Here is a 25999-nt window from a genome sequence, read left to right on the forward strand (position 1 = left end):
AAACTCTATGTCGCGCTGTTCAGCGCCGCTGCTGCCCTTAGAAGCCCGCAGTTTCTCGGAGAATATTGCGTCCTGCTAGTTTCGTCTTTTGCTTTCATTACCTTTCTCCTGCCAATCAATTCGGCACTGTTTCTTGAGGCAACATATGGCGCGCTTAAATTTATCCGGCAATAAAAAATGAGTACACATAGAGTATTCTCAGAGCCTCAATATGCTAAGCGCGCCATTTGTACCACGGGGAAGAAGAGCCAAGCGCCTCTCAATCAAGAATTAGCAAGATTCAGAACGCGTATACGCATTTAAGCAAAGATTGTGAAAATAGCTTGCAGCATAGAAATGAAATCAGCAGACCTTGCACCAACCCTGAATTTCAGCTTCATTCCAACAGGTGCCAGTCAGAGCTGTGATTGCGATCAGTGCTGCGGTAGCGGAATGTTGGTAGGTCTCAGTCCTTCCGATACGGAAGCTCCGAAAGCTGCTCGCGCAGTTCCTGCTTGCCGTGAAGCAACATAATGCCTACAACGACGTCCGCAACATCCCAAGGGTATTTTGCGGCTTTCTCCTCGTGCTCAAGGGCATCGCTTAGCGCCATAGTAAAAATCTCTTCATCTTCAAGCGCCTTAAATTTTCTGAACAGATGGCCTATTTCCAGAATGCCCAGCTCTTCAGAGAGTTTGTCGAGGACATCCTCTGTCTCTATTCCGGCCAGCTCAATTGCCTCGTGGGCCACGCTTGCAACATCAATAAGCGACTCGCAATCGCTGTAGTCCAGATTTTCCGTCAGATGCTCAAATAGTTTCATGGTGTATCTCCTCTTGTTGAAACTTTCTCTATACTACTATGGCATAGTTAAAGTGACGTTAATTTTTGCCAAGTTCTGGGGTTGGCTACCTCCACAAATCAGAAATCGATTCGGAAAGATTGTTCAAAGGTACGGTGAGGAAGCAATACTTTTCCAGCACTATACCCAGGCACAATCTTGTAATTTTAAATCACGGCACGCGCGGTCCTTAATTATGATGAGATCAGGTATTCAGCTTGCGTCTCAATCCGAGGACGGCGTTGGTGGAGGTGCTGTGCTTCGATCTAATGGTACTACGCCGTCCGTGTGAAGCAGCAACAAGCTTCAGGGATGAAGCGCGAGCCGTGAAGCACTATGCCGGATTGGATCTTTCGGTGAAAGAGACCGCCATCCGCATCATCGATGAAGACGGACGAATTCGCAGTGAAGCTAAGATTGGCAGCCATCCCGAGGGCCTGTCGAAGTACCTGATGGAGACAGGGTTCCGTACCGAACGGATCGAGCTCGGTGCTTGCTCACTGAACTTGCGGCGTCTCCATTGCTGTTCTCACCCGAAGGGCTGGAACTGACACAGAGTAAATTGCAGTTGTCGCAGAGGTGAGACCATGCATCGGACCAGACAGGCGTGCCCTCGGGCGCCCCCGTTTTGGACATGTAGGCGAGTTCTAGTCGGATGACGATTCGAGCCTAGATACAAGTAAACCATTGTAATTGAGTGTTTTTGAGCAGAAGCGGCGCGATCGTGTTTTCATGAGATTTTGTAGAAATTTGCTTTGTCAACATTAAAAATGCAGCAGGCGTCATTTTTTTCTTGCAATGCATCGCGTTCTGTGATAGTGTTTTTTCTTACAGAGATGAAGGAGGCGGCGACATGCACAATAGAGAAAGGATGTAGCGGAAAAGCGCAGGTGACGGCTAAGCTGTCGGTCTGTTGTGCAATCTGACGAACGGGCTATTTGCCCAGTCGCACTCCAACCATAATCCTCGAAACACCTACAGACGTGGGCAACCGAGTTTTCCGGTCCGACGTACAATGGTCCCTGAACGGCTTCTTAGTCCGCAATTTCGCGGGCGTGGAAGGCATGCGCGTTGTGACATCACAAGCGCATGCTGAAGTTAATTAACTTATTGATTTATATAGGATTGTTATCATGAATAGCTTAACTAAGTCGACGACTAAGATGACCCGGAAGGCTTCTCGACGTACGGGCAAGAAAGCAACCGGAAGACGTTCCAAGACCAACACGTCGGACAACCAAGCGTTTGCCCCCATCAACCGCATCGCGGCGGCAACCGCTTCCACCTCAGCCATGCTTAGGAAGCGCTACAAGCCGCTCGACTTTGTCCTGCCTGGCTTGCTCCTGAGAACCGTCAGTCTCCTGCTCGGGCCCGGCGGCGTCGGTAAGAGCAACTTTGCCCTGCAGAACGCGATCTCAATCGCTATCGGCCGCGACATCTTCAATCTCTGGGGCGAACCAGACAACAGTTATCGGATCAAGAAGGGGAAAGTGATCTACATCTCTGCTGAAGATGGAGAGGACGTTCTGGCCGAACGCCTGCAGAACGCCTGCAAACACTTGTCGCCGTGGTTCAGGAAGAATGTCGAAGCAAACATCGAGTTCATCTTCCCTGATTCCTTCAGCATCGTCATGCGACAAGACGGACGGCTGGCAGAGTCGGACTGGATCCGAGATCTGCATATTGTCCTTGCCGCAGCAGACCAAAAGCCTCGACTCATCATCGTAGACACACTCAACCGCAGTCTCGGCGATGCAAACGAGAATAGTGCGACGGGCATGGCAAAGATCAAGGAGACGCTAAAGCGCATCGCTGAGACCCACAACTGTGGCGTCCAAATTGTTCACCACACGGTCAAGAACGCCGGCGATGCCGAAGCAGGTTTGAAGCTTGACGTTGCCCGTGGCTCAAGTGCTGCGGTTTGTAGCGTGCGGTCGATGATCAACCTCGCTCCGGACGACATCAACCCCAACGTCGTGTGGTACGCCCTTACGAAGTCAAACTACAGCCCCAAGCCACCGACGCGATTTGCGATCAGGAACGAGGATGGCGTGCTCTTTGGCTCTGCACAGCATCCCGACCGGGTATCGAGCGCAAAGCCTGCTCAGAAAGCACAGCAATCAGATCAGAGCGGAGCCCCGTCAGCAGGAAAGAAGGCTGGTAAAGCCGCGAAAGCTGGCAAACGGGGCAAGTCCGCCGCACCTGCATTGCCGAGAGAACCCAAAGTCCTGCCGCGCGCGAGGCTCAACTGAGCGAAGTAGAGCCTGCCAACGCGGGCTCCCTCACTCGACGGTCGCTTCATGATCCGTACGGACGTGCTCGCAATCCTAGAAATCACAGAATTGGTGCCGGACTTCGGTACCAGTGCGGCCTCACGGCCACGGGCCCTGCATGCCCGACCCAAATGCGATCCTTGGCGCAGAATGCGTCGCAAACAGAAACCGCAGACCGAAAGGAAAGCATCCAGTCATAAATATAGGAGAATTTAGATATGACAAATTTGTTTGAACTAACAGCAGAGCAGTTTTTGCTCGCACAATCTGAACGCAGTGAGTCGCTTGACGATCCGACTACTCAAGGCTTCATTCGCCGAGTGCGCCCCATCGCGATCGACCTGTTCTCAGGCGCAGGGGGCATGAGCTTAGGGTTCGAGCAAGCAGGGTTCGACGTTAAAGCCGCGGTCGAGATTGACCCAGTGCATTGCGCAACGTATGCGTTCAACTTCCCGCAGACCTCCGTCATCTGCGCCCCAGCTGAAACGCTGTGCGGGCAGGACATCCGCGATCGGTCGGGCATCGGGACCGAGACGATCGACTGCGTATTTGGCGGCACACCATCGCAAGGCTTTTCCGGCATGGGCAAGCGCGACGTTGACGATCCGCGCAATGCGCTTGTCGGGGAGTTCTTCCGTCTGGTGCGTGAACTCACCCCGCGCTCGTTTATCCTTGATAACGTCAAGGGGATAACCATGCGGCCGCATCGGGAAGCCCTCTTTCGGCACATCGCCCTGTTGGAGGTGATAGGCTACGAGGTCAGGACAGGTTTCAAATTCCTGAACGCCGTCCACTTCGGTGTTCCTCAATCGCGCGAGCATTTCTTCCTCTTCGGCGTCCGCTATGGGGAGCAACTCCCAGACTATCCCGCGCTCAAGTTCCATGCAGCGGGGCGCCGTCCGAAGGGATTTGAGGCACCTGTCGGACCTACCGTGCAGGATGCGCTAGGTGACCTGCCAAATGCGGACAAATTCGCTGCGCTGCGAAAGGGCGACTCCGTGCAGGTCGACAGCTGGGGCCTACGATCCGCCTATGCCTCGGAGCTTCGCTGCCAGTCCGATGCTGACTGGCATCTGGGATACAGGCGCGAATGGGATCCGAACCTGCTCACCTGCAGTGCGCGCACGGAGCACAATGCCCAGACTAGGAGGCGTTTTGCCCATACACCGCAGGGGGCTGTTGAGGAGGTCAGTCGCTTCCAAAAACTTGACCCTGCGAAAGTGGCCAACACTCTGCGGGCTGGGACCGATGCAGCGCGCGGAGCGTTTTCAAGCCCGCGCCCGATCCATCCCGACTACCCGCGCTGCATCACCGTTCGCGAAATGGCGCGGCTTCATGGCTTCCCGGACTGGTTCCGGTTTCACGCAACCAAGTCGCACGGTGCGAGGCAAGTGGGCGCCTCCGTTCCGCCACCGCTTGCACGAGCAGTGGCAAGAGAATTGATCGAGGCTCTGGGTTTCAGTCCGCTGCCAACGCAGGTCACGCTGCAGAAGCAAGATCCGGCATTGCTGAACTTTGATCCTGCCGAAGCCGCCCTACATTTCGAGATAACGCACCAAACGGGCAAGCGAGAGCGAAAACGGCAGGCGGCGGACAGCAGTTCGCAACAAGTCTCTGCGGCACCTGTCTCTCCGTGAAACTCTGCAAAAAAAGATGAGGCGCATGTTGCGCCTCATCTTTTGCATCGGCAGGGCTATCCCAGCGGGATTGGGTTTAGTTGAGCGAAAACTCATGTCCGGGGGCACTTCACATGCACTTGCGAGAGGTCGTCACAGCATGGCTGGTATTGTATGTTGCGCTGCCACGCGCTTGGTGCCGCAGAGCCTAACCGTCCAACGGCGCGTCAAGATCCACTGGAAACACTCGTCACGCAGCTCCTTGGAAGACAGTGGCTCAAGTTGTCAGGCACAAGAGCAGAGAAACGACGAGGCTAAGGAGACATGGTTGAGCCCAGTTTCTTGGTTGGTCCACCCTGCTCCAAAAATGAAACGAGCGAGGCCAAGCCTCGCTCGCTTTGATTGATCCCCCTGAAGGGATCCATACCAAAAAAGACTCTGGGGCCGCATCCGCTGCCAACGCGTCAGAGAACGAACGCGGTTTGCGCCCACGACCGGACCATGTCTCCGAGCGGTCAGCCGGATTGGCATACTGTGCACTGGCCAGAGCACGTGTCCGGGTAACCTTAGTCGGAGCGCTTGGTTGCCGCAGCCTCTGGCACCACTTGCAGCGTCCACTCGGCAGAATGAGCCCCTAGCGGACGGTCCGGCCAAGAGACTTTGCGTCAACCTCGCGGACGCGCCATCGACGATCTGGGCGGGAAGCGGACGTTCGCAGCTTGCGCAACAAACGTCTGCTGACCTGCGGCCCCGAAACGGGAGCCCGACCGGGTCGATCGGTCCGCGTTCAGATGACGCCGAGCATCCGCATGGCTTCGGCGACCCTGACGAAGCCGGCAATGTTGGCGCCAAGGACATAGTTGCCTGGCGCGCCATATTCCTCGGCTGTCGCATGGCAGGTGTCGTGGATGTTGCGCATGATCGTGGCCAGCCGCTTTTCGGTCTGCTCGAAGGTCCAGCTGTCGCGGCTTGCGTTCTGCTGCATCTCGAGCGCCGAGGTCGCAACTCCGCCGGCGTTCGCGGCCTTGCCGGGCGCAAACAGGATGCCCGCATCCTGAAAGACCTTTACCGCTTCTGGCGTGCTGGGCATGTTTGCCCCTTCGCCCACGGCAATGACGCCGCTCTTGACCAGCTGTGCCGCATCCTTGCCAGACAATTCGTTCTGGGTCGCCGACGGCATCGCAACCTGGCAGGGCACGTCCCAGATCGAGCCCTGGCCAACGGGAATGAAATGTGCCCCCGCACCACGGCGGCGGGCGTATTCTGCAATCCGCTCACGTCGGACGTTCTTGACCTCCTTCAGCAGGTCCAGATCAATGCCCGCCTCATCCAGCACATAGCCGCTGGAGTCCGAACAGGCGATGACCTTGCCGCCAAAGGACTGCACCTTCTCGATCGTATAGATCGCGACGTTTCCAGACCCCGATACGACAACCGTCTTGCCGTCGAACGACGTGCCCTTCGTCCCCAGCATCGCCTGCACGAAATAGGTATTGCCGTATCCCGTGGCCTCCGTCCGTGCCCGCGACCCACCATATGCGAGCGCCTTGCCGGTGAAGACGCCTGCCTCAAACCGATTGTTCAGCCGCTTGTACTGCCCGAACATGTACCCGATCTCGCGCCCGCCGACGCCGATGTCGCCCGCAGGCACATCGGTTTGATCGCCAAGATGGCGGTGCAGTTCGGTCATCAACGATTGGCAGAAGCGCATGATCTCGCCATCGGACTTGCCCTTGGGATCGAAATCGGACCCGCCCTTGCCGCCGCCGATGGGCATACCAGTCAGCGCGTTCTTGAACGTCTGCTCAAAGCCGAGGAACTTGATGATCCCGACATTCACCGACGGATGGAACCGCATGCCGCCCTTGTAGGGACCGAGGGCCGAGTTGAACTGCACACGGAAGCCACGGTTGATCTGGACGCGGCCTTGGTCATCCACCCAAGGGATGCGGAAGATGATCTGACGCTCGGGCTCGCAGATCCGTTCGATCAGCGCGAGGTCGAGATAGTGGGGGTGTTTGGCCACCACGCGCCCAAGGCTTTCAAGCACCTCATGCACGGCCTGATGGAACTCAGGCTCTCCCGCATTGCGTCGCACCACCTCGGTCAGGATGGGCTGCAGCTTCTCGTCGATACTGTTCATGATTAATTTTCCGGCATTCTCTTGGCCCTGACACCGCATACTGCACAAAAAAGAGACTTTACAGGGCATCCGAACAAAAATCTTGGCACAGACCGCTTTGGGCCCTGTGCTGTCCAATCATGACCCTGATCCACGGCACAGCGGTGCGGCGGGCGGTCTGGAATTCTTCCGCCGCTATGCTTATGTTGGAGTGATGAACAGGTCGCCCGCTTTCATCAAACGCCGGACCATGCACGGTCGTCAGCAAGACCGCCTCCTGACTCGGGCGTAGGCGCCACTGCGCCGACACTGCGCCCGAGCTGATCCCAAACCACCTGACGTTCAACCGTTTACGGCGACGCCTCATGGCAGGTCGCCACCAAGGAGGCCCATCATGTCCCGATCCATCCGCCCGCCGATCACAGTCGCACAGGAAACCGTCGCCCATCTCGAGGCGCTTGTCGAAGGCGCGGCGGCACACATGCAGCCTGTGGCCGATCGCTTGCTTGAAGAGCTGTCGCGCGCGCGCATCGTGGCTGCCGTGCGCGTTCCTACGGATGTTGCCGGGATCGGCAGCAACATCATCTGGCGCGACGAAACCACTGGCCGCGAGCACAGCGCCACATTGGTCTGGCCGGAAGAGGCCGACATCACCGCAGGGCGTCTCTCAGTGCTTACGCCGGTCGGTGTGGCGTTGCTGGGCTTGAAGGCCGGGGCTCGGTTCAACTGGGAAACCCGCACGGGCGAAAGTCGCGAACTTGCCGTGCTGTCCGTCTCCAAACCTGCAGCCGAGGGGTCCGCGGACCCCGGGTAGGCGCGGGAATACATCGAGGCGGCGTGATGTCCTTGCGTCGGCCCGAGAGCGGACTGGCGTCGTCAGGCAACTGGGTGGCAGGTTTGGGCCGAGAGTACGCTCGACGTCGAAACGGGCGGAGAACGGCCTGTTAGGCTACGACTTCGCGTACACAGAAATTCGCGATAGCTGACGCGTGACACAAGCCCTCGCGGCAAGGCCTCAGCGGCTATCATAGTAGCAGTCGGCGTTGAAACCGATGAGGCGACTGATCGTTTCAGATTGACCCTTGGAACGATAGGCCGACTGGATCGGAACCCGAAGTCCGTATTCTTGCTGGATGATGCGCGGCAAGTTCACGGCAAACTGATGCATGTGCGGAATTTCGTCTGCTACATCTCTTGCAGCGTTGTTCCCCCGTGCAGGAAGCGCGCGAAAGGATGCGTAATCATTTGCGCCGTTGACGACCTGAATCGCCAGATTGCGCAAACGGGGGCCAAGCTGCCTGTCGTTGAAAAGATCGACGCCGAACCGCCGGGCCACAAGAGCGTAGCCGAAGGCACTTTCTGCCCCAAGCGTATGATACCAGTACCCCCGATAACCCCGGAAAGAGTTGTTGTCGATCAGGCCATCCGCGTTGATCTTGCCCAGAAACGAACGCTTGCGTGCGTTGATCTCGCTGGTGGCAAGTCGACTGTTTCCCGTCCAGCGTGCGTAGGCGAGGACGCCTATTCCGTAGTCAGCAAATTCGTACAGCCCATCTGAACGCAAGCCGTTCTTTGAAAGCGGCCCAATGAACTTCTTGAAGAGGGCGTCGAAGTATCCTTCAAGGATCTTCTTTTGGTCGGGTTGAATATGCTCCTCAAGCATCGACGCTGACATGATCATCGCAATTGCAGCGAAGCCGCTATGCTGGACCACGTGGTAGGGACAGACACTGTTTTTGTTGCCGCCAGCCCAGCAATTGACACGTTGCGCCTCGGAAACCGACATCACCCCCAGGAGCGCTCTTGCTTCGGCAAGTCCCACGAGCGTGTCGATGATCTGGCCGGCTGACGATTGATCGTTCCTTGCGGCGGCGCCCATCGCCACGCCAAGCAGGCGCGTCCACCTCTTGGATATTGCATCGTGGTCCATCGTGAGCGAGTTCGTGCTCTGCAGGCTCACGCTTCGAAGTTCGGAAACGTACCGCAAATCGCCACTTAAGCGTGACGGGGAGAAGAAGCGAGTGCAGGAAGGTCCAAGTCTGTCGGCGATGAAGTCAGCAGGCAGGTCACGTGCTTGAACCGAAGCTCCGATCGGCAAAGCCAATGAAATCAAGGCACAGAACGCCCAGACAAATTGCATGGGTTTCATGATCTGCTTCCCCCTAACGGCGATTGTCGGTAATCAATTTTGTCGTCGGGAAAGGCTCACCCGAATCGGAATGCCGAGCAAATCTTTTTTCACAAGACGGAGGATGGAGGCGCTCAATGCAGGGCTCATTTCTGTTGGCACGGCGCTGTCAGGCGCCAACCGCTTGGGAAGCTGTAACCCCAGGCACGGGAGTCTTAAACGGCAACGAGCGCCTTGCGGGCCGCTTCGAGCTTTTTGCGAGGGGATTGTGCGTATTTTTGGGTGCCAAAGCTCCATTCTTGCTTGCTACTGCGGGTGTCCGCTCTTTCCCTCTCTAACTTTGCAGTTGTGAATTGTCGGCGAGGTCTCCTCGCCGCGACCAGCGGGCGGCAACGGGCAGAGTGCATCGCGTCGCCACAGGACAGAAGAACTGTCCCTGCTGCACTTGCAAACGTCCGCTTCGTCCCCATCACTACAAGTTTCCGGGGTCTTGTGGGTGGTCAGATCAACGGCGGCTTCTTGGCAGCTGACAAAAGGTTCTCGCGGGGCGACCGGCAGGTATGGGCCGCGAGCGTGCCCGGCGTCGCAGGGGGCGGAAAGCAGACAGTCGACCAGTGCTCGCATACCTTTCCGTTTATCAGGTCACATCGCCATGGCGGACAGCGGGGGGCGGCCAGACCGCGCGTCCGCTAGGATCGACACGGGACCTTGCCAGCTGCACGATCCCCAGAGAAGTAGCCATCGGCTCAGGCTAGGCGGAGGCGAACAACCTTAGGGAGCCGACAAGGATGGTCACCGAAGGCGCTTGAAGAAACGGACGATCTCCGCAGACGCGTCGGGACCATCGGGATCGGTTCAGCTGCCTTTTTCATGGCCACCCGCCCACGCATGGCCAGCACCAGCGATGCGCCAGACCTCAACGGGGTGCCCCGTGGCATTCCTGCCGGACAAGACATCGCTGCGACGTTTTCCGCCCACACCGACGCGCTCCTCGGTCCCCCTCAGATGACCGACTAGGCGACCTGCGTTCACCGGCGCGACGGTGGTATCGGCGGAACCGTGGAAGAGGATCGCGGGAAGGCGCAGTGCCTCGGCAGAGGACAGGGGTTCGCCGCGCATTGCCGCGAAGGCCTAGACGACGTCATTCGCCGATCTTGGCGCAAGGCTCGAGTGTATTCCGACACAGCGAAACACGTCCGGGTAGGTCTGGCCGAGGATGGCTCCCATGGCACCACCGTCGGACAAACCGGCGACGAAGCACGACTGCGCCGGGACCCCGTGGGCCGTCGCGGTCGAAGATGCAAGGTCCGCCAGGAGGGCCGGTTCACCGCCCGCCCTACCCTATCCTACGGACGGAACCAGTTCTCGCAGCGCGACGTGTTATGGCCAGAAGCTTGTTCCGGATAGATGACGACCCATCCCTGCCGTTCCGCGTGAAGGTGCATCTGCGTCCCGATCACGAAATCGAGTGACGACTGCGTGCAGCCATGTGGCATCATGAAGACGCCTTGGTTCGGCCGATCGGGCGATGGCAGGAAGATCTGGTAATCGCGTGCACCGTGCCCGCCTTCGTGCCGCCGCACTGTGTCGCTTTTGTCGCCTCCATCGGCTATGCAACCCGTGTGAGATCGAGCGAACGGCGCATAGCCTCCGCCACCCTTCATGCAAGCGGTCCAAGCAGCGCTGCGGTCGCTCAGCGTGCCGAAGACCCGCTTCGCATACGAATTCTTTGACCAGTCCACCGTCCTGGAAGATTCGGCCACCGCGCACCTGCCCTCGGCTGCCTTGCCTCAAAGTCAGGGAAGAAAGCGGCCACGAGACCTGGGGCTATTCAGCTCGCTCCGGCACACCGTCAGCATTGGCAAGGCTTGGATCAGGTTGAAACCCTAACAAACCACATGCTCACGGCTACATTAGTAGCTGGGCGGGGTAATCGCGCTGATTATTTTTGCCGCTCCATCACCAACGTTCTTGAACCGGTGCGGCAGGTTGCTGTCGAAGTAATAGCCGTCCCCTTCGACTAGCTCCCACACCCCCTCGCCTACGGTCAACTCGATCCGGCCTTGAAGCACAAGTCCCGCTTCCTGCGCATCGTGCGAAAACAGCGGACCGGTGTCGGCACCCGGAACGTAATGTTCGACGAGCACCTGCATCTTTCGGCCGGGGTGGTTGAAACCGACCACGCGATAAGAGATTTCTGCTGGATTACCAATCTCTACGAGGTCATCCGGCCGATAGACCGGGCCGTGGTCGTGGCGTTCGGTCAGGCCTGAGAAGAACTCGACCATGGTGGTGCCAAGCGCCTCGACGATCGCGCCGAGCGTATCGACCGAGGGGCTCATGCGGTCACGCTCGATCAGAGAGATCGTGGAATGCGATACACCTGCGCGCGCGGCCAATTCGCGCGAACTGAGTTGCCGGCGTCGCCGTAATTCTCGCACTCGGTTGCCGATATGGGCCACTCTGCCTCCGTTCGCTTGCGCCTTTTGGAGATTATATTCACCAGCCCTCTGGACGACAATTGCTTACCGCGCGTGACCGCTGAAGACTGTCCTAAACAACTGGTAAGGACCGAAGCCCATGACCGCCCTGCCCGCCGCGCTCGAACACCTCGTAACGCGGATCAAGGCCCCCCTGCGTGACGCCGTAACGGACAATTCCGCCGTCGAAACCACGGTCAAGGCCGTGTTGGCCGATGTGAAGGCGCGTGGCGATGCGGCGGTGCGCAACTATTCGGTGAAGTTCGACAAAGCCGAGATCGGCGCGCTGGAAGTGACAATGACGGAACGCGAGGCCGCTGTTGCGGCCCTTGACCCGCAGACACGCGCCGACACGCAATTCGCCATCGACAACGTGACCGCCTTTGCAAAGGCGCAACTCGCGACGATACTGCCGCTGGAGGTGGAAACCCTTCCGGGGATCCATTTGGGGCATCGCGTTATCCCGATCGAACGCGTCGGCTGCTACGTTCCGGGCGGGCGCTATCCGCTGCTGTCGGCACCGGTCATGACCATCGTTCCGGCACGTGTCGCAGGGGTGAAGGAGGTGATCGCCTGCCTGCCGCCCAACGCGCATCAGGCCATGATCGCGGGCTGCCACATGTCCGGCGCGGACCGCATCTTCCGCGTCGGCGGCGCGCAGGCCATCGCCGCGATGGCCTATGGCACCGAGACCATCCCCAAAGCCGACAAGATCGTCGGTCCGGGCAACGCCTTCGTGAACGAGGCGAAGCGGCAGGTCTTCGGCCCAGTCGGTATCGATCAATTGGCCGGTCCGTCCGAAATCTACACGCTGGCGGATGACACTGGAAATGCGCGCATGATCGCGACCGACATGCTGGCGCAGGCCGAACATGACGTGCGGACTCGCGTCGGGTTGATCACGACGAATCGCGCCCTTGCCGAGGCGGTGCTGGCCGAGGTGGAACGCCAGCTTCCCGGCCTTTCCACCGCGCCGGTCGCTGGCGTGGCTTGGCGCGATTACGGCGAGATCATCGTGGTTCCGGACGAAGCCACCATGATCGCCGTGTCCGACCGCATCGCCGCCGAGCATCTGCAGGTGCACACGCGTGACGCCATGGCCTTCTCGCGCCGGCTGACCTCCTACGGGTCGCTCTTCATCGGCGAGAACGCCTCGGTCGTCTATTCAGACAAGTGCATCGGCACCAACCATACGCTGCCGACCATGGCCGCAGGGCGATACACCGGTGGTCTTTGGGTCGGTGCCTACGTCAAGGTCTGCACTCATCAGTGGATCGAGAACGGTGCCATCGATCAGGTGGCGCAACCCGCCATGCGGCAGAGCGCATCGGAAGGGCTGGAAGGCCACCGTCGGGCCGCAGCCTTCCGCGTCGAACGGAACTGAGCCGCGCCGATCAGGCTTGGCTTGGCAGAACCAGACAAACAACAGCAAACAGGGAAACTACAATGTCAAATACCTTCACCCGTCTGTGCAAAACTCTGACGATCGGCAGCGCGGCGGTGCTTCTGGCGGGCACCGTGGCACAGGCGCGCGACCTAACCATCGTATCCTTCGGCGGTAACTTCCAGGACGCGCAGCGCGAGCTTTTCTTCCAGCCGTTCGCGGAAAAGCTGGGCAAGCCGGTGCTCGACGAGGCATGGGAAGGCGGCTACGGCGTGCTGCAATCCAAGGTCAAGGCAGGGCAGCCGAACTGGGATGTCGTGCAGGTCGAAGCAGAAGAACTGGCACTTGGCTGTGCCGATGGCATCTTCGAGAAGCTGGACTGGGAAAAGCTCGGCGGTGAGGACAGCTACATTCCGGGCAGCACCTCGGAATGCGGGGCCGGTCACATCGTCTGGTCGGTGGCCATCGCCTATGACGGCAACAAGCTGACCGACGCGCAGCCGCAAAGCTGGGCCGATTTCTGGGATGTCGAGAAGTTCCCGGGCAAGCGCGGGCTTCGCAAGACCGCCAAATACGCGCTGGAAGCGGCGCTGATGGCTGATGGCGTGCCGCAGGATCAGGTCTACGAGACGCTCTCGACGCCCGAAGGAGTGGACCGTGCCTTCGCCAAGCTGGATGAACTGCGCCCTAATCTGATCTGGTGGGAGGCCGGTGCGCAGCCGCTTTCGATGCTGCAAACGGGCGATGTGGTGATGTCGAGCGTCTACAACGGCCGCATCACTGGCCTGAACCGCACCGAAGGCACCAATATGAAGCTCGTCTGGAACGAGTCGATCTACGCGGTGGACAGCTTCGTCATCCTTGCCGGGGCCGAGAACAAGGACTCGGCGCAGGACTTCATCGCCTTCGCCAACGCTCCCGAGAACCTGTCGAAGCTGCCGGCCAAGATCGCCTACGGTCTGCCTGTCAAGGCCGCTGCCGAGATGGTGCCGGCTGAATTCGCCGCCGACCTTCCGACCAATCCCGACAATCTCGCGGTGTCTCTGAACCTTGACGTGGATTACTGGGTTGATAACTCGGAAGAACTTACCGAGCGCTTCAATGCCTGGGTCGCCCAGTAAGCGTTATTCCTGACGGTCTGGATCGCCCGGCGCTTCGGTGCCGGGCGATCTGTATTGATCTTCTGTCGGTCCAGTCCGCCGTCGCCTGCCTCGGGAGTGCCCATGTCCGCGCCCTTCATCAGTTTTAGCAATACGACAAAGGACTACGGATCAGTCCGCGTGGTCGAGAACCTAAACCTCGATATCGAACGCGGCGAATTCGTCAGCCTGCTCGGCCCGTCCGGTTCCGGAAAGACGACGCTGCTGATGATGCTGGCAGGGTTCGAGTCCGTCAGCGGCGGGACGATCGCGCTAGACGGTCGGGTGATCAACGATCTGCCTACCTACAAGCGCGACATGGGCGTGGTGTTCCAGAACTACGCGCTGTTTCCCCATCTCACCGTCGCCAGGAACGTGGCTTTCCCGCTGGAAATGCGGGGCGAGGCCAAGACCGCCATTGCCGCAAAGGTGAAGCGCGCACTTGACATTGTGCAGCTCGGTTCGCTCGCAGACCGGATGCCGGGACAGCTATCGGGTGGGCAGCAGCAGCGCGTAGCGCTTGCGCGCGCCTTGGTGTTCGAGCCGCGCGTCGTCCTAATGGACGAGCCGCTCGGGGCGCTGGACAAACAGTTGCGCGAACAGATGCAGCTCGACATCCGCGACCTGCACCACCGGCTGGGTCTGACTATCATCTTCGTGACCCATGATCAGGACGAGGCCCTGACCATGTCGGACCGGATCGCCGTCTTCAATGCGGGGAAGGTCCAGCAATGCGCCTCGCCGCGCGACGTTTACGACCGCCCCGCAAACCGTTTTGTCGCGGAATTCATCGGCGAGACAAACCTGATCGACTGCCGGCTGCGCGACGTCACCGCCGATCGCTATACTGTCGCGCTGGCGGACGGGACCCTGCTCACGGCCCAAGGCGTCACGGGTCTGCGCGTCGACGAGGCGGCGCTTCTGTCTCTGCGGCCCGAACGGTTCGATATCCTGTCCGCCGATGCGGGGGGCGATACCGTCCCGACGGGTAACCGTCTGTCGGGAGAGATCATGGACACTGTCTATCAGGGTGACCATCTTCGCATCGTGATCGACACCGCCGCAGGGCGCATCATCGCCCGCACGGGGCGCAAGGTGCAGGAATGGCCCATCGGCGCGAAGGTGGCCCTCACCTTCTGCACGGGCGACGGCTGGGTGATCCCGGCATGACCCTTAGGCCGCCCCTCCGCGCGCTGCTGCTCGTCGGGCCGATGCTGGTGTTCCTCGGCCTATTCTTCGTCTGGCCGCTGGTCACCGTGATCTTTCAGGCCGTCTCCGATCCGTCGGTGTCGCGCGTCCTGACCCGGACGGCCGCCGTCATCGACGAATGGGACGGCACCGGCCTTCCGTCCCAAGAGGTTCAGGCCGCCTTCCGCGCCGACATCGTCGCCAACACGGATGACATGGCGATGGGCGACGTGACGCGGCGGCTAAATGCCACGAAATCGGGCTTCCGGTCGCTGATGGGCAAGACGCTGTCCGCAGTGCGCGAAAACCCCGACGCCGACCTTGCGGCAATCGACAAGAGGTGGGGCGATCCCGAATTCTGGGCGGCGATCAAATCCAATGCCTCGCCCTATACCGACAGCTTCCTCCTTGCCGCGCTGGATCTGGAGCGGAACAAGTCCGGCGAGATCGCGGCCATGCCCGAGGGCACCTCGGCCAATGCGACGATCCTACTTCGGACGCTCTGGACGGCGCTGATCGTGACGGTCTGCTGCCTGCTGATCGGCCTGCCCTATGCGATGATCGCGGCCTCAGTCAGCGGATGGAAGCGGTCGGTCCTGCTGGGCGCGGTGCTGCTGCCGCTCTGGACATCGCTTCTGGTGCGGACGGCGGCGTGGATGATCCTCCTGCAGGACAACGGCATCATCAATCAGGCCCTGATGGGGCTGGGACTGACCGCGCAGCCCGTGGCGCTGATCTACAACCGACTGGGCGTGGTCATCGCCATGACGCATGTGCTGCTGCCCTTCATGGTCCTGCCGATCTATTCGGTCCTGCTGACCGTTCCGAACAACCTGATGGCGGCCGCGGCCTCGCTGGGCGCGCATCCCTTTCGGGCCTTCCTCAGGGTGCTGCTGCCGCTGTCGTTCCGTGGCGTGGTGTCCGGGGTGCTGCTCGTCTTCATGGCGGCCATCGGCTATTACATCACCCCCGCGTTGCTGGGCGGGGCGTCGGACCAGATGCTGTCCTCGGTGATCGCCTTCTATGCAACGGGTTCCGCGAACTGGAGCATGGCCGCCGCGCTCGGCCTGATCCTGCTGGTGCTGACGCTGCTGCTCTATGCCGTCTACAACCGGCTTTCCCGCGATCCCGTGCAGGCGAGGTGATCCGATGACGCTGATCAAAGCAGTCTATGCCGCGCTGATCGTGGGCTTCCTGATCGCGCCCCTGCTGGTGGTGCTGCCGCTGGCCTTCACCTCCAGCGCCTTCCTGACCTATCCGATCCCGTCATGGTCGCTCCGCTGGTTCACGGAACTTGCGGAAAACGCGGTCTGGAGCCGGGCGATCCTGAACAGTCTGGTGATCGCCACCGCGACGACGGCGCTTGCGACCGTGCTGGGCACGCTAGCCGCGCTTGGTCTGAGGGCGCGCAAACTGATGCTGTCCACGCAGATGCGGACGCTGTTCCTGCTGCCGATGGTGGTGCCGGCGGTCGTTCTGGGCGTCGGGATGCAGGCGCTGTTCGTGCGCTTCGGGATCAATTCCACCTATGTCTCGGTGATCGTGGCGCATAGCGTGATCGCCATACCCTTCGTCGTGATCTCGGTCTCGGGCGCGCTGGCGGGGATCGACCGGCGGGTAGAGCGCGCGGCCGAAAGCCTTGGCGCACCGCCCCCCAAGGTCTTTTTCCTCGTGACGCTGCCCTTGGCCATGCCGGGCGTGCTGTCGGGGGCGGCGCTCGCCTTCGCCACATCGCTGGACGAGGTGGTGCTGACCCTCTTCGTCGCGGGGCCGAACCAGCGGACCCTAGCGCGGCAGATGTTCTCGACCCTGCGCGAGAACATCAGTCCGGCCATCGCCTCGGCGGCATTCGTCATCATCGCCGGAACGGTGATCGTGGCACTGCTGCTGCTCTTGTTGCGCCGTCGGGCCGGCTGACCATCGTCCCTAGCGTCAAAACAGGCGTCCGAACCACCAGCAATCGTTCCCAGTTCCAATTTGAAAATCGGCTGCGACCGTAAACAGTAATGAACTCGCTCGTGTCCTCGCACTTAGGCGGCGTTCTGCGTCAACAAGCCCGTTAGACTGCAGCTTTCGTATAAGTATTGTTCTTTTCCTGAGCTGAAGTCCCAACGTCAGAATGGTCGGGCAAGACGTCTGGGAGATGGACTTCCTGCATGACCAACTGGCGACGGGCAAAAAGCTACGGGTGCTGACCGTTGTCGACACCTTCTCGCGGTGTGTCCCGGTTCTGGACGTGCGCTACAGCTACCGAGGCGAGGACGTCGTTGGGATGCTCTGACCCCCTTTACTCATCCACCTGAAACCAGAGCCGATGGTTGAAATTGGCGCGGTTGCGCGTTGTGAGCAATGGGCGAGCGGCGGAGCGTTTCCGTTTCGAGAAGCCGGTCGCCCATTGCGGTGAGTTTGGCAGCATAGGCTGCGGGTGTGAGATAGCCGAGCGCGGAGTGCGGCCTGGTTGCGTTGTAATCAGCGACCCAGCGCGCGACGGCAGATCGTGCGTGGTCGAGGCCAAAAAACAGCGTCTCATTCAAGAGTTCGTCCCTCATCTTGGAATTGAAGGCTTCGCAGATTCCGTTCTGCATGGGCTTTCCCGGTGCGATGAAGTGCCAAGGCACCCCTGCGTCTTCGCTCCAGGCCAGCATCGCATTGGAAGTGAACTCCGTGCCGTGGTCGCTGACGATGAGTCCAGGCTTGCCGCGCCGCTCAATCAACGTTGTGAGTTCCCTTGCAACGCGGCGACCTGAGATGGAGGTATCGACGACCGCAGCCAGGCACTCCTTCGTTACATCGTCGATGACGTTGAAGATGCGGAAGCGCCTACCATGCGCGAACTGGTCATGGACGAAATCGACAGACCAGCGTGCATTCGGCATGACCATGCTCAGCAAGGGTGCGCGTGTGCCACTGGCCTTCTTGCGGCCCTTCCGCTTTCGCACGGACAGGCCTTCCTCACGGTAGATCCGTTGCGTCTTCTTGTGGTTCACCGAATGGCCTTCTCGCCGCAGCAAGACATGCAGCCGCCGATAGCCGAAGCGGCGCCGTTCGCCCGCCAGCGTCCGCAGGCGCTCGCGCAGATCTGTATCGTCTGGTCGGCAACTGCGATATCGGATGGAGGTCCGGTCCGCTCCGACCACGGAACACGCCCGCCGCTCGCTCATCTCGTGATGCTCCACAAGGATCGCGACGGCTTCGCGCCTAGCGGCGGGCGTTACCACTTTCGCGACAGCAAATCCTTCAAGGCAGCCTGATCCAAAAGCGACTCTGCCAACAACCGCTTCAGACGGGCGTTCTCGTCCTCAAGCTGCTTCAGGCGCTTCGCGTCCGAAACATCCATGCCGCCAAACTTGGCCTTCCACGCGTAAAAGGTCGCTTCCGACATCCCGTGCTTGCGGCACAGTTCCGTCGTCTTCGCCCCAGCCTCCTGCTCTCGCAAAATCCCAATGATCTGCTCTTCCGTGAACTTCGATCTCTTCATGTCCGATCCTCTCAGTGGGCCGGACTCTAGCATCAGATGGAGGAGTTATCGGGGGTCAGAGCAGGGACGCTCGACCGGGTCTGCCGAACGGCGGGCCATCCCAAGACTATCCGGGAGATGTATCAATCTAGCCGACAGTTCTTCACCAACCTCTTGTAAAGTCCTGATGGCGCGCTGTGTGTGTCGTGGGTGTGTAACCCGCAAGATCCCTAAAACGTTAGAGGAAACCGCGCTCGCCGTGGGTTCCCCACACATAAGTATAGAACACGCCGCTCACTTCATGACACTCGAAATAAATGTTTATGGTGAGGGATCGAAATACCGAGCGCGCAGTCCTCGGTCAGACAAAGAGGCAAGGCATACCGGGTAGCGCCGGGTCATTGCCCTAGACCAAGCCTCTTGAGGGTTGCACGGTCTGGAGCGCCAAAACCGACGGCAGAGGTGACCGCCCGCTATCTGGGCAGCGCGAAATCGGCAGTCTATTTGATCCGCCCCGACCAGCACGTCACCGCGCGCTGGGACCGTTTCGACGAAGCCGCGGTGGCCGCGGCGCTGGCCCAAGCCATCGGAAAGGCCTGATCCCATGCTGATCAGGACCCCGGACTTCACCAAACCGGACGAGTCCTACGCCAAGCTGATCGCGACCCATGAGGGTCTGGACGAGTCCGAAAGCCACGCACTCAACGCTCGCCTGATCCTCATCCTGATGAACCATATCGGAGACGATGCCGTGCTGGCCGAGGCAATGGCACTCGCCCGCAATCCCAAAACAAGTGCCGCATGAAGAAGGTCTATCCCAGCGCCGAAGCCGCGCTGGAGGGTGTGCTGTTCGACGGCATGACCATCGCCTCCGGGGGCTTCGGCCTCTGCGGCATTCCCGAATTTCTGATCGCCGCGATCCGCAAGGCGGGGACGACGGACCTGAAGGCGACACTCGTCAGCTGACGCTAAACCCTTCTGCTTTTCGTCTGCTTCCGGCTGACCGTCCGCTTTGGGCCGATCTCGCCATGCTGCGGGTGCGAAGAGTTGCCGTCGCTGCACCCCGCCTGAACCTCCACTATGGGCTCCTTTCGGCGCTCAAGGAGCCATTCATGCGCGGCTTGCTTCTTTCTCAAAGAGGCCGTGCAACAGCGCCAACCTATCCTTGCTGAAATCACCTGCCCCAAGCGTCAGCCCCTGCATGGCGCGCACGAAGAACTGGCGGAAATCCTTCCGCTCCCGAAGCGCTGCAGGAAGTGATTGCGCACCGTGCCAGGCAGACCGGACCGACCAACGCGATCGGTGCCGTAGGCCGCAAGGGCACCGGCGCAGCGGCCCTGCTCGGCAGCCTGCCCAAGGCGGATTGGTTGCTGGCCGACCGCGGATATGACGCTGACTGGTTCAGGGAAGCTTTGAAAGACAAGGGGATAAAGCCATGCATCCCGGGCCGGAAGCCTCGCGGCAAGCCCATCAGGCACGACAGGCGCCGCTACAAACGCCGAAACCGCATCGAGATCATGTTCGGCCGCCTCAAGGACTGGCGCAGGGTCGCAACCCGCTACGACAGATGCCCGAAGGTCTTCCTGTCCGCCGTCGCGCTCGCCGCAACCGTCATGTTCTGGCTCTGAGCCGACAACGAGTCCTGACCCTAAGCTGTAGCGCCTTCTCGTGATCCGAGGCCATCCAGCCGATATCGAGCTGGTTTACCCGAACGCGGTTACGCATCAGCGCGAAGCCGGAATTTCGGGTCAGGGTCGAAAGCGCGCCCTTTGACGAAGAATAGGCGGCAAGGAACGGCTGGCCCGCGCGTGAAGACATCGACCCGATGTTAAGGATCGACCCATCCGTCCCGCAGCGAGCCATCGCCCTTACCGCTTCCTGCATCAGGAAAAACGGGGCACGCACGTTGACCGCAAAGAGCCGATCGAACAGTTCGGGCGAGGTGTTCAAGAGGTTGCCGCGGTCAGTGAGGCCCGCCGCGTTGACCAAGATGTCGAGCCGCCCAAAACGGGCCTCGACCATTGCCACGACGCCCAACACCTGCTCGGTTTCAGCCAAGTCCGCCCGAACCATCAGCACGGGCACCCCGGTTTCTTCGGTTATGCTTTCGGCAACCGCGTCCCCCTTGGCCGCATCGCGACCGATGATTGCGATGCCCGCGGCTCCTGCTCGCGCAAAGAGCCGAGCGATGGCAGCACCCAGTCCTTGGGTGCCACCGGTCACGATTGCGACTTTCCCGTCGATCCGGTTCATGTGCCCCTCACGACTGGTTCTTCGCGTCGAGCGCGGCGAGGGCTGCGTGGAAGTCCGCTACACTCTGTTTTGTGGCAAGCGCTTCACGCAGGAAGTCGGCTTGCGTTTTCGGTGCCATGCCACCCACAGGCGGGTTGCTGTCGAGATTGGTGGGGAAAGGATAGCCTTCGGCTGAGGCCGCGATGACGTTCTCGACGTTCAACCCGATGGCCGAAGACAGCACAGGGTAAAGAGCCTGGAGCATCCGCGTGCGATTCACTGTCTCCATCGCGCGACCAAAGGCCGACGAGACTTGCAGAAGATTGACCATACGATACCGGTCGGTCGTGTGGTTGGTGCCAGCGCCATGCATCAGCGCCGGGTTGAAGAACACCAGATCGCCTTTGCTTAGGGGAAGCTGCACGTAATGATCGGCGAACCACGCCTGAAACTCGGGGCGCGAGAAGGCCAGATAGCCCTCGAAGAACTGCTGTGAGAACGGCAGCAGCATCGTCGGCCCGGTCTCTACTGGCATGTCGCAATGCGCGACTGCGCCCTGCAGCGTCAGGACCGGCGAGACGGCGTGAATATGGGCGGGGTAGCGCGCCATTTGGGACGCCGACATGAACCCGAGGTGGTAGTCGCGATGTGGGGTTTGGGCAGCACCACCCGGATTCACGCGGTTCACTTGCGCCGTCATCTGTGAATTCGGTCCGAGCCAAGCTTCTGCTGCCAGAGCGATCCCGTGCGAGCTGTAGTAGGCAGCAAAGTTCGCCGGGTCGGCAAGGCAGTGTTTCTCGAGCGAATTCCAGATGCGGTCATTTGCACCGGGCTTGGCGAAATGGTCGCCCCCGCCTTTGGCGGCGCGCTTTTCCTCGGCAATGATGTCTTCGAAAACGGCGCTGGCCCGGTCAATGACCGCATGGTCTGCCAAACCCTGCCGGATCACGATGACCCCCGCCCCATTGGCGAAAACATTGGCCCATTCTTGCGTGAGCGAGGCTCTTTTGGCCGGATCGACGGCGGCCTTGTCCACCAGCGCCCCTTCATAGATGGGAATGTTGCTGATCACTTCGCTCGCATGGGGGGTCTGGGCCGGATCGGTTTGTTGCAAGACGATCTGGCGGAAGGTCTCGAAATCTCCACTATCCTTTGTCAGCCAGACCGGTGAAGCTTTCGCATTCTTCGCTTGGATATTCATCTGCGTTTCCTCCTGATGACTGAGGCTTGCCTCAAGTCACCGCATGCAGACAGTTGCGAAACACCTCAAAATCACCTCAAGTGTGTTTATGACGGTCAAATTCACACTCAAGGAAATCGCGCATCAAGCGGGTCTCAGCCTCGCAACGGTCGACCGTGTCCTTCATGGGCGCGACCATGTCCGGCAGACGACGATCAACAGGGTTCGTGCGGCCGAGGCGGAACTTGCCCGCCAATACGCTTCCAGCCAGCTTCGAGGCACGTCCGTGACACTCGATATTGTCATGCTTGCCCCGGACAGGTTCACCTCGGCCGTGCGGGCGGCGTTCGAGGCGGAACTGCCGCTCATGCGCCCCGCGACGTTTCGTGCGCGTTTCCATCTGGCCGAGGTGCTGGAGGAAGCCGCCCTGATCGCGGTTCTCCGCGCCATCGCACGTCGCGGAACGCAAGGCATCGTCCTCAAGGCTCCGGCGACGCCCGGTATCGCGGCGGTGCTGTCGGAGGTTTCCGCGCGACGAATTCCGGTCGTCACCTTCGTGACAGATACCGAACCCGCGCTTCGCCTCGCCTATGTCGGGATGCCGAACCGCAAGGCCGGGGCAACGGCGGCTTATCTGGTGGCGAAAATGGCGGGCAAGGAGCCAGGACGGGTTTTGCTGACGCTGTCCAGCCGGAGTTTCGAAGGAGAGGATGCACGGCGAAGCGGTTTCCTCGACAGTCTGACGCGTCATGCGCCACATCTTTCCACGGTGACGGTATCCGAGGGCTTCGGGGTCGACCGCCAAACGGCAACCCTGATCGAGCAGGCGTTGAGCGACCATGGCGACATTCGCTGCGTCTACTCCATCGGCGGAGGCAATCGTGCGATCCTCAATGCTTTCGCTGCAGCCGGGCGACAAATTGAGGTCTTCGCCGCCCACGACCTCGACCGGACAAACATTGAACTCCTGAGGGTTGGAAAGCTCAGCTTCGTCATCCACCATAGCCTTCGACAAGATGCGCGACGAGTGGCACTGCACTTCGGCAAACACTATCGTCTAATCGACCCATCCGTCGAAATCGAAGAGACAGAGATCAACATCGCGGTGCCCTAATTGCACGCCATGGTCAGAAGTTCATCGGTCGATCACATTAGCAATCCGAGGGACACCAGCCCTTTCCGGTGCGAGGCTTTCCGAGCAGCCCAAATAGGCAACTGCGTGCAGCATACTCAAGCTGACTGCGCACTCCGTCAAACCCGTTCCAGCGCGATGGCGATGCCCTGACCCACGCCGATGCACATGGTTGACAGCGACCGCTTGCCGCCGGTTTCCTGCAACTCCAGCGCCGCCGTGCCCGTGATACGCGCGCCCGACATGCCCAAAGGGTGCCCTAGCGCGATGGCCCCGCCGTTGCGGTTCACGCGGGGGTCGTCATCGGCGATGCCCAGCTGGCGCAGGGTGGCGATGCCTTGGGCGGCGAAGGCCTCGTTCAACTCAATCACGTCGAAATCCGATTGGCGCAGCCCCAGACGGTCGATCAGCTTCTGGCTGGCCGGCGCGGGGCCGATGCCCATGATGCGCGGCGGAACACCCGCCGTCGCGCCGCCAAGGATGCGGGCGACGGGGCGCAGCCCGTGCGTCTTCATCGCAGCTTCCGAAGCAAGGATCAGCGCCGCCGCCCCGTCATTCACGCCGCTTGCATTGCCCGCCGTGACCGATCCGTTCGGAAACAGCGGCTTCAGCTTGGCCAGCGCCTCGACCGTGGTCGCCCGCGGATGCTCGTCGCGGTCCACGACAAGCGCATCGCCCTTGCGCTGCGGGATGCTGACGGGGGTGATTTCTTGCGCCAGCCGCCCGTTCGCCTGCGCCGCCGCGGCCTTGGCCTGTGACGCCAGCGCCATGGCGTCCTGCGCCTCGCGGCTGATGCCGTAGTCATCGGCCACGTTCTGGCCCGTCTGCGGCATGGAGTCGGTGCCGTAGGCCCTGTCCATCGCGGGGTTCACGAAGCGCCAGCCGATCGTGGTGTCATAGATTTCGGCATTGCGGGAAAAGGCGGCGTCGGCCTTGGGCAGGACGAAGGGCGCGCGGGACATGCTTTCCACCCCGCCCGCGATCATCAACTCCGCCTCGCCCGCCGCGATGGCGCGGGCGGCGGCCAGAACGGCATCCATCCCCGACCCGCACAGGCGGTTGATCGTCGTCCCCGTCACGGCCACGGGCAAACCGGCAAGCAGCGACGACATGCGCGCGACGTTGCGGTTGTCCTCGCCCGCCTGATTGGCGCAGCCATAGATCACATCGTCCACGGCTTCCCAATCGACGCCCCCGTTGCGCGCCATCAACGCGCGCAGCGGGATGGCCCCCAGATCATCGGCCCGGACCGAGGACAGCGCCCCGCCGAAGCGGCCGATGGGCGTGCGGATATAGTCGCAGATATAGACGGGGGTCATCTCACAGCTCCGGAACGATCAGGTCGGCGGGGGCGACGGGAACCAGCAGCTCCGCCCCCGTCAGGGATTGCAATTCACCCACCGACAGCGAGGGCAGCTTTTCGCGCAGGACGAAACGTCCGCCTTCGATGTCGATCACCGCGAGGCTGGAATAGACGCGTGTCACGCATCCCACGCCCGTCAGCGGCAGCGAGCAGGCCTTCACCAGCTTGGGCTTACCGTCCTTGGTCACATGATCGGTGATGACCGCCACGCGCTTTGCGCCGTGGACAAGGTCCATCGCGCCGCCCACGGCCGGCACGCCCTTCGGCCCCGTGGACCAGTTGGCAAGATCGCCGGTCTCGGCCACCTCGTAGGCACCGAGGATCGCCACATCCAGATGCCCGCCCCGCACCATGGCGAAGCTGTCCGCATGGTGGAAGAACGCCGTGCCGGGTTTCAGCGTGACGGCCTTCTTGCCTGCGTTGATCAGATCCCAGTCCTCGGCCCCCGCGGCGGGCGCTTCGCCGAAACCGAGGATGCCGTTTTCGGTGTGAAAGATCGCCTGCCGACCGGGGGGCTGGAACTTGGCCACCATTTCGGGAAAGCCGATGCCGAGGTTGACATAGGCCCCGTCCGCGATGTCCTGCGCGGCGCGCCATGCGATCTGGGTGGGGGAAAGTTTCGCGGTCATTGCGCGGCCTCCGGATAGCGGGCGTTGGCGCGGTTCAGGTCTTCTTCCTGCGCAGGGTTTTCCACTAGCACCACGCCTTGCACGAAGATGCCGGGGGTGATGACGGCTTCGGGATCGATCCCGCCCGCGTCGACGATCCGGCTGACCTGCACGACGGTCTTGGCCGCCGCCATGCACATCAGCGGGTTGAAGTTGCGCGCCGCCATCCGGTAGGTCAGGTTGCCCAGCCGGTCCCCGACATGCGCCTTGACCAGCGCGTAATCGGCCTTGAGCCAGCGTTCCCGTACATAGGACCGGCCTTCGAACACTTCGACCGGCTTGCCCTTGGCAAGGTCGGTGCCGAAACTCGTCGGCGTATAGAAAGCGGGAATACCCGCCCCGCCCGCGCGGATGCGTTCGGCCAGCGTGCCCTGCGGCACCAGTTCCAGTTCGATCTGCCCCGCCAGATAGCGTTCGGTGAAGACCACCGGATCGGCGGATCGGGGGAAGGAACAGATGAGCTTGCGCACCATGCCCGCTTCGATCAGCGCGGCAAGACCGACATGGCCATTGCCCGCATTGTTGTTCACCACCGTCAGGTCGCGCGGGTGGCCCGTCGCGATGTAGCGGTCGATCAGCGCGTGGATCAGTTCGATCGGCGCGCCCGAACCGCCGAAGCCGCCGATCATCACGGTCATGCCGTCTTCGATCCCCGCCACGGCTGTGGCGAGATCGGGAAGGGTCTTGTCCATCCGAAACCTCCTGCCCCGCGACTCGTCCGGCGGGTCGGGGATCGGGATACCGTCCGACAGGGCCTTCCGTCCATTACGTTTGTGCGTTATCCTATCTTTGTTCGCATATCGCACAAAGGCGCGCC

25 protein-coding genes and 4 pseudogenes are annotated in these 25999 nt (G+C 60.9%); 15 read left to right on the forward strand and 14 right to left on the reverse strand.

Annotation, left to right across the window (positions count from 1 at the left end; genetic code table 11):
• Positions 1-445: 445 nt before the first annotated feature.
• A complete protein-coding gene (locus TabM4_RS21905) occupies positions 446-802 on the reverse strand; it encodes a hypothetical protein (RefSeq protein WP_434622446.1) in 357 nt (118 codons plus the stop codon).
• 344 nt (positions 803-1146) lie between these two features.
• On the opposite strand from TabM4_RS21905, the gene TabM4_RS21910 reads away from it, so the two are divergent.
• From TabM4_RS21910 to TabM4_RS21920, 3 genes are all read left to right on the forward strand, one after another.
• Entirely contained in the window at positions 1147-1371 is a 225-nt protein-coding gene (locus TabM4_RS21910; RefSeq protein WP_434622448.1) for a hypothetical protein, read from the forward strand.
• Positions 1372-1983: 612 nt separating this feature from the next.
• A complete protein-coding gene (locus tag TabM4_RS21915; protein WP_434622450.1) occupies positions 1984-3072 on the forward strand; it encodes an AAA family ATPase in 1089 nt (362 codons plus the stop codon).
• 239 nt (positions 3073-3311) lie between these two features.
• A complete protein-coding gene (locus TabM4_RS21920; protein WP_434622452.1) occupies positions 3312-4730 on the forward strand; it encodes a DNA cytosine methyltransferase in 1419 nt (472 codons plus the stop codon).
• 256 nt (positions 4731-4986) lie between these two features.
• On the opposite strand, the gene TabM4_RS21925 is transcribed toward TabM4_RS21920, so the two are convergent.
• Both TabM4_RS21925 and gdhA read right to left on the reverse strand, forming a co-directional pair.
• Complete coding sequence (locus TabM4_RS21925; protein WP_434622840.1) at positions 4987-5337, reverse strand: H-NS family nucleoid-associated regulatory protein; 351 nt, start codon at positions 5335-5337, stop codon at positions 4987-4989.
• Positions 5338-5496: 159 nt separating this feature from the next.
• The gene (gene gdhA / locus TabM4_RS21930) at positions 5497-6852 is read right to left on the reverse strand and encodes an NADP-specific glutamate dehydrogenase (RefSeq protein ID WP_434622454.1); all 1356 of its coding nucleotides are present in this window, start codon (positions 6850-6852) and stop codon (positions 5497-5499) included.
• A gap of 373 nt (positions 6853-7225) precedes the next feature.
• Between gdhA and rnk the strand changes: the two genes are divergently transcribed.
• Entirely contained in the window at positions 7226-7645 is a 420-nt protein-coding gene (gene rnk / locus TabM4_RS21935; protein WP_434622456.1) for a nucleoside diphosphate kinase regulator, read from the forward strand.
• Positions 7646-7846: 201 nt separating this feature from the next.
• Here the strand turns inward: rnk and TabM4_RS21940 are convergent, their stop codons facing one another.
• The 5 genes from TabM4_RS21940 to TabM4_RS21960 all read right to left on the reverse strand — a co-directional run bounded on the left by TabM4_RS21940 (position 7847) and on the right by TabM4_RS21960 (position 11421).
• Entirely contained in the window at positions 7847-8980 is a 1134-nt protein-coding gene (locus TabM4_RS21940; RefSeq protein ID WP_434622458.1) for an alginate lyase family protein, read from the reverse strand.
• Positions 8981-9814: 834 nt separating this feature from the next.
• Entirely contained in the window at positions 9815-10078 is a 264-nt protein-coding gene (locus TabM4_RS21945) for a hypothetical protein (protein ID WP_434622460.1), read from the reverse strand.
• Positions 10079-10090: 12 nt separating this feature from the next.
• Complete coding sequence (locus TabM4_RS21950; protein WP_434622842.1) at positions 10091-10273, reverse strand: PHB depolymerase family esterase; 183 nt, start codon at positions 10271-10273, stop codon at positions 10091-10093.
• 32 nt (positions 10274-10305) lie between these two features.
• Entirely contained in the window at positions 10306-10458 is a 153-nt protein-coding gene (locus TabM4_RS21955) for a PHB depolymerase family esterase (protein ID WP_434622462.1), read from the reverse strand.
• Positions 10459-10872: 414 nt separating this feature from the next.
• On the reverse strand, positions 10873-11421 hold the full coding sequence (locus TabM4_RS21960; protein ID WP_434622464.1) for a cupin domain-containing protein: 549 nt from the start codon (positions 11419-11421) through the stop codon (positions 10873-10875).
• Between the two features lie 118 nt (positions 11422-11539).
• On the opposite strand from TabM4_RS21960, the gene hisD reads away from it, so the two are divergent.
• From hisD to TabM4_RS21990, 6 genes and pseudogenes are all read left to right on the forward strand, one after another.
• Positions 11540-12823 carry a histidinol dehydrogenase gene (gene hisD / locus TabM4_RS21965; protein ID WP_434622466.1) on the forward strand — a complete coding sequence of 428 codons (1284 nt, stop codon included), beginning with the start codon at positions 11540-11542 and terminating at the stop codon, positions 12821-12823.
• A 62-nt stretch (positions 12824-12885) separates the two neighbouring features.
• Entirely contained in the window at positions 12886-13944 is a 1059-nt protein-coding gene (locus tag TabM4_RS21970; RefSeq protein WP_434622468.1) for an ABC transporter substrate-binding protein, read from the forward strand.
• Positions 13945-14046: 102 nt separating this feature from the next.
• Positions 14047-15132 carry an ABC transporter ATP-binding protein gene (locus tag TabM4_RS21975; protein WP_434622470.1) on the forward strand — a complete coding sequence of 362 codons (1086 nt, stop codon included), beginning with the start codon at positions 14047-14049 and terminating at the stop codon, positions 15130-15132.
• A complete protein-coding gene (locus TabM4_RS21980) occupies positions 15129-16295 on the forward strand; it encodes an ABC transporter permease (protein WP_434622472.1) in 1167 nt (388 codons plus the stop codon). Before TabM4_RS21975 ends, TabM4_RS21980 begins: the two co-directional genes overlap by 4 nt.
• A gap of 4 nt (positions 16296-16299) precedes the next feature.
• Entirely contained in the window at positions 16300-17067 is a 768-nt protein-coding gene (locus tag TabM4_RS21985; protein ID WP_434622474.1) for an ABC transporter permease, read from the forward strand.
• 214 nt (positions 17068-17281) lie between these two features.
• Positions 17282-17428: pseudogene (locus TabM4_RS21990) on the forward strand (integrase catalytic domain-containing protein); the annotation flags it as partial.
• A gap of 13 nt (positions 17429-17441) precedes the next feature.
• On the opposite strand, the gene TabM4_RS21995 reads toward TabM4_RS21990, so the two are convergent.
• A protein-coding gene (locus TabM4_RS21995) for an IS3 family transposase (protein ID WP_434613863.1) occupies positions 17442-18628 on the reverse strand; the annotation gives its coding sequence in 2 pieces (ribosomal slippage) (positions 17442-18367 and positions 18367-18628; 1188 coding nt in all).
• 441 nt (positions 18629-19069) lie between these two features.
• On the opposite strand from TabM4_RS21995, the gene TabM4_RS22000 reads away from it, so the two are divergent.
• From TabM4_RS22000 to TabM4_RS22015, 4 genes and pseudogenes are all read left to right on the forward strand, one after another.
• On the forward strand, positions 19070-19207 hold the full coding sequence (locus TabM4_RS22000; protein WP_434622477.1) for a hypothetical protein: 138 nt from the start codon (positions 19070-19072) through the stop codon (positions 19205-19207).
• Positions 19208-19211: 4 nt separating this feature from the next.
• Positions 19212-19412, forward strand: coding sequence for a DUF2783 domain-containing protein (locus TabM4_RS22005; RefSeq protein ID WP_434622479.1), 201 nt, complete (start codon positions 19212-19214; stop codon positions 19410-19412).
• Positions 19409-19552 (forward strand): annotated as a pseudogene (locus TabM4_RS22010) (CoA-transferase); the annotation flags it as partial. The gene TabM4_RS22005 and the pseudogene TabM4_RS22010, both read left to right, overlap by 4 nt.
• Before the next feature lie 377 nt (positions 19553-19929).
• Positions 19930-20235 (forward strand): annotated as a pseudogene (locus TabM4_RS22015) (transposase); the annotation flags it as partial.
• A gap of 25 nt (positions 20236-20260) precedes the next feature.
• On the opposite strand, the pseudogene TabM4_RS22020 reads toward TabM4_RS22015, so the two are convergent.
• Positions 20261-20860, reverse strand: a pseudogene (locus TabM4_RS22020) (oxidoreductase); the annotation flags it as partial.
• A gap of 7 nt (positions 20861-20867) precedes the next feature.
• A complete protein-coding gene (locus TabM4_RS22025) occupies positions 20868-22040 on the reverse strand; it encodes a phytanoyl-CoA dioxygenase family protein (RefSeq protein WP_434622481.1) in 1173 nt (390 codons plus the stop codon).
• A gap of 43 nt (positions 22041-22083) precedes the next feature.
• Here TabM4_RS22025 and TabM4_RS22030 point away from each other — a divergent pair, with 43 nt between their 5' ends.
• Complete coding sequence (locus TabM4_RS22030; RefSeq protein WP_434622484.1) at positions 22084-23133, forward strand: LacI family DNA-binding transcriptional regulator; 1050 nt, start codon at positions 22084-22086, stop codon at positions 23131-23133.
• A gap of 137 nt (positions 23134-23270) precedes the next feature.
• Here TabM4_RS22030 and pcaF read toward each other — a convergent pair whose 3' ends face one another.
• From pcaF to TabM4_RS22045, 3 genes are read right to left on the reverse strand one after another with little or no spacing between them, the layout of a single operon-like run.
• Complete coding sequence (pcaF, locus tag TabM4_RS22035; RefSeq protein WP_434622485.1) at positions 23271-24470, reverse strand: 3-oxoadipyl-CoA thiolase; 1200 nt, start codon at positions 24468-24470, stop codon at positions 23271-23273.
• A gap of 1 nt (position 24471) precedes the next feature.
• The gene (locus TabM4_RS22040; protein WP_434622487.1) at positions 24472-25143 is read right to left on the reverse strand and encodes a 3-oxoacid CoA-transferase subunit B; all 672 of its coding nucleotides are present in this window, start codon (positions 25141-25143) and stop codon (positions 24472-24474) included.
• The gene (locus TabM4_RS22045) at positions 25140-25874 is read right to left on the reverse strand and encodes a 3-oxoacid CoA-transferase subunit A (RefSeq protein WP_434622489.1); all 735 of its coding nucleotides are present in this window, start codon (positions 25872-25874) and stop codon (positions 25140-25142) included. Before TabM4_RS22045 ends, TabM4_RS22040 begins: the two co-directional genes overlap by 4 nt.
• Positions 25875-25999 lie beyond the last annotated feature (125 nt).

Origin of the sequence: Tabrizicola sp. M-4, assembly GCF_051132405.1 — a bacterium.
Lineage (GTDB): Bacteria > Pseudomonadota > Alphaproteobacteria > Rhodobacterales > Rhodobacteraceae > Paragemmobacter.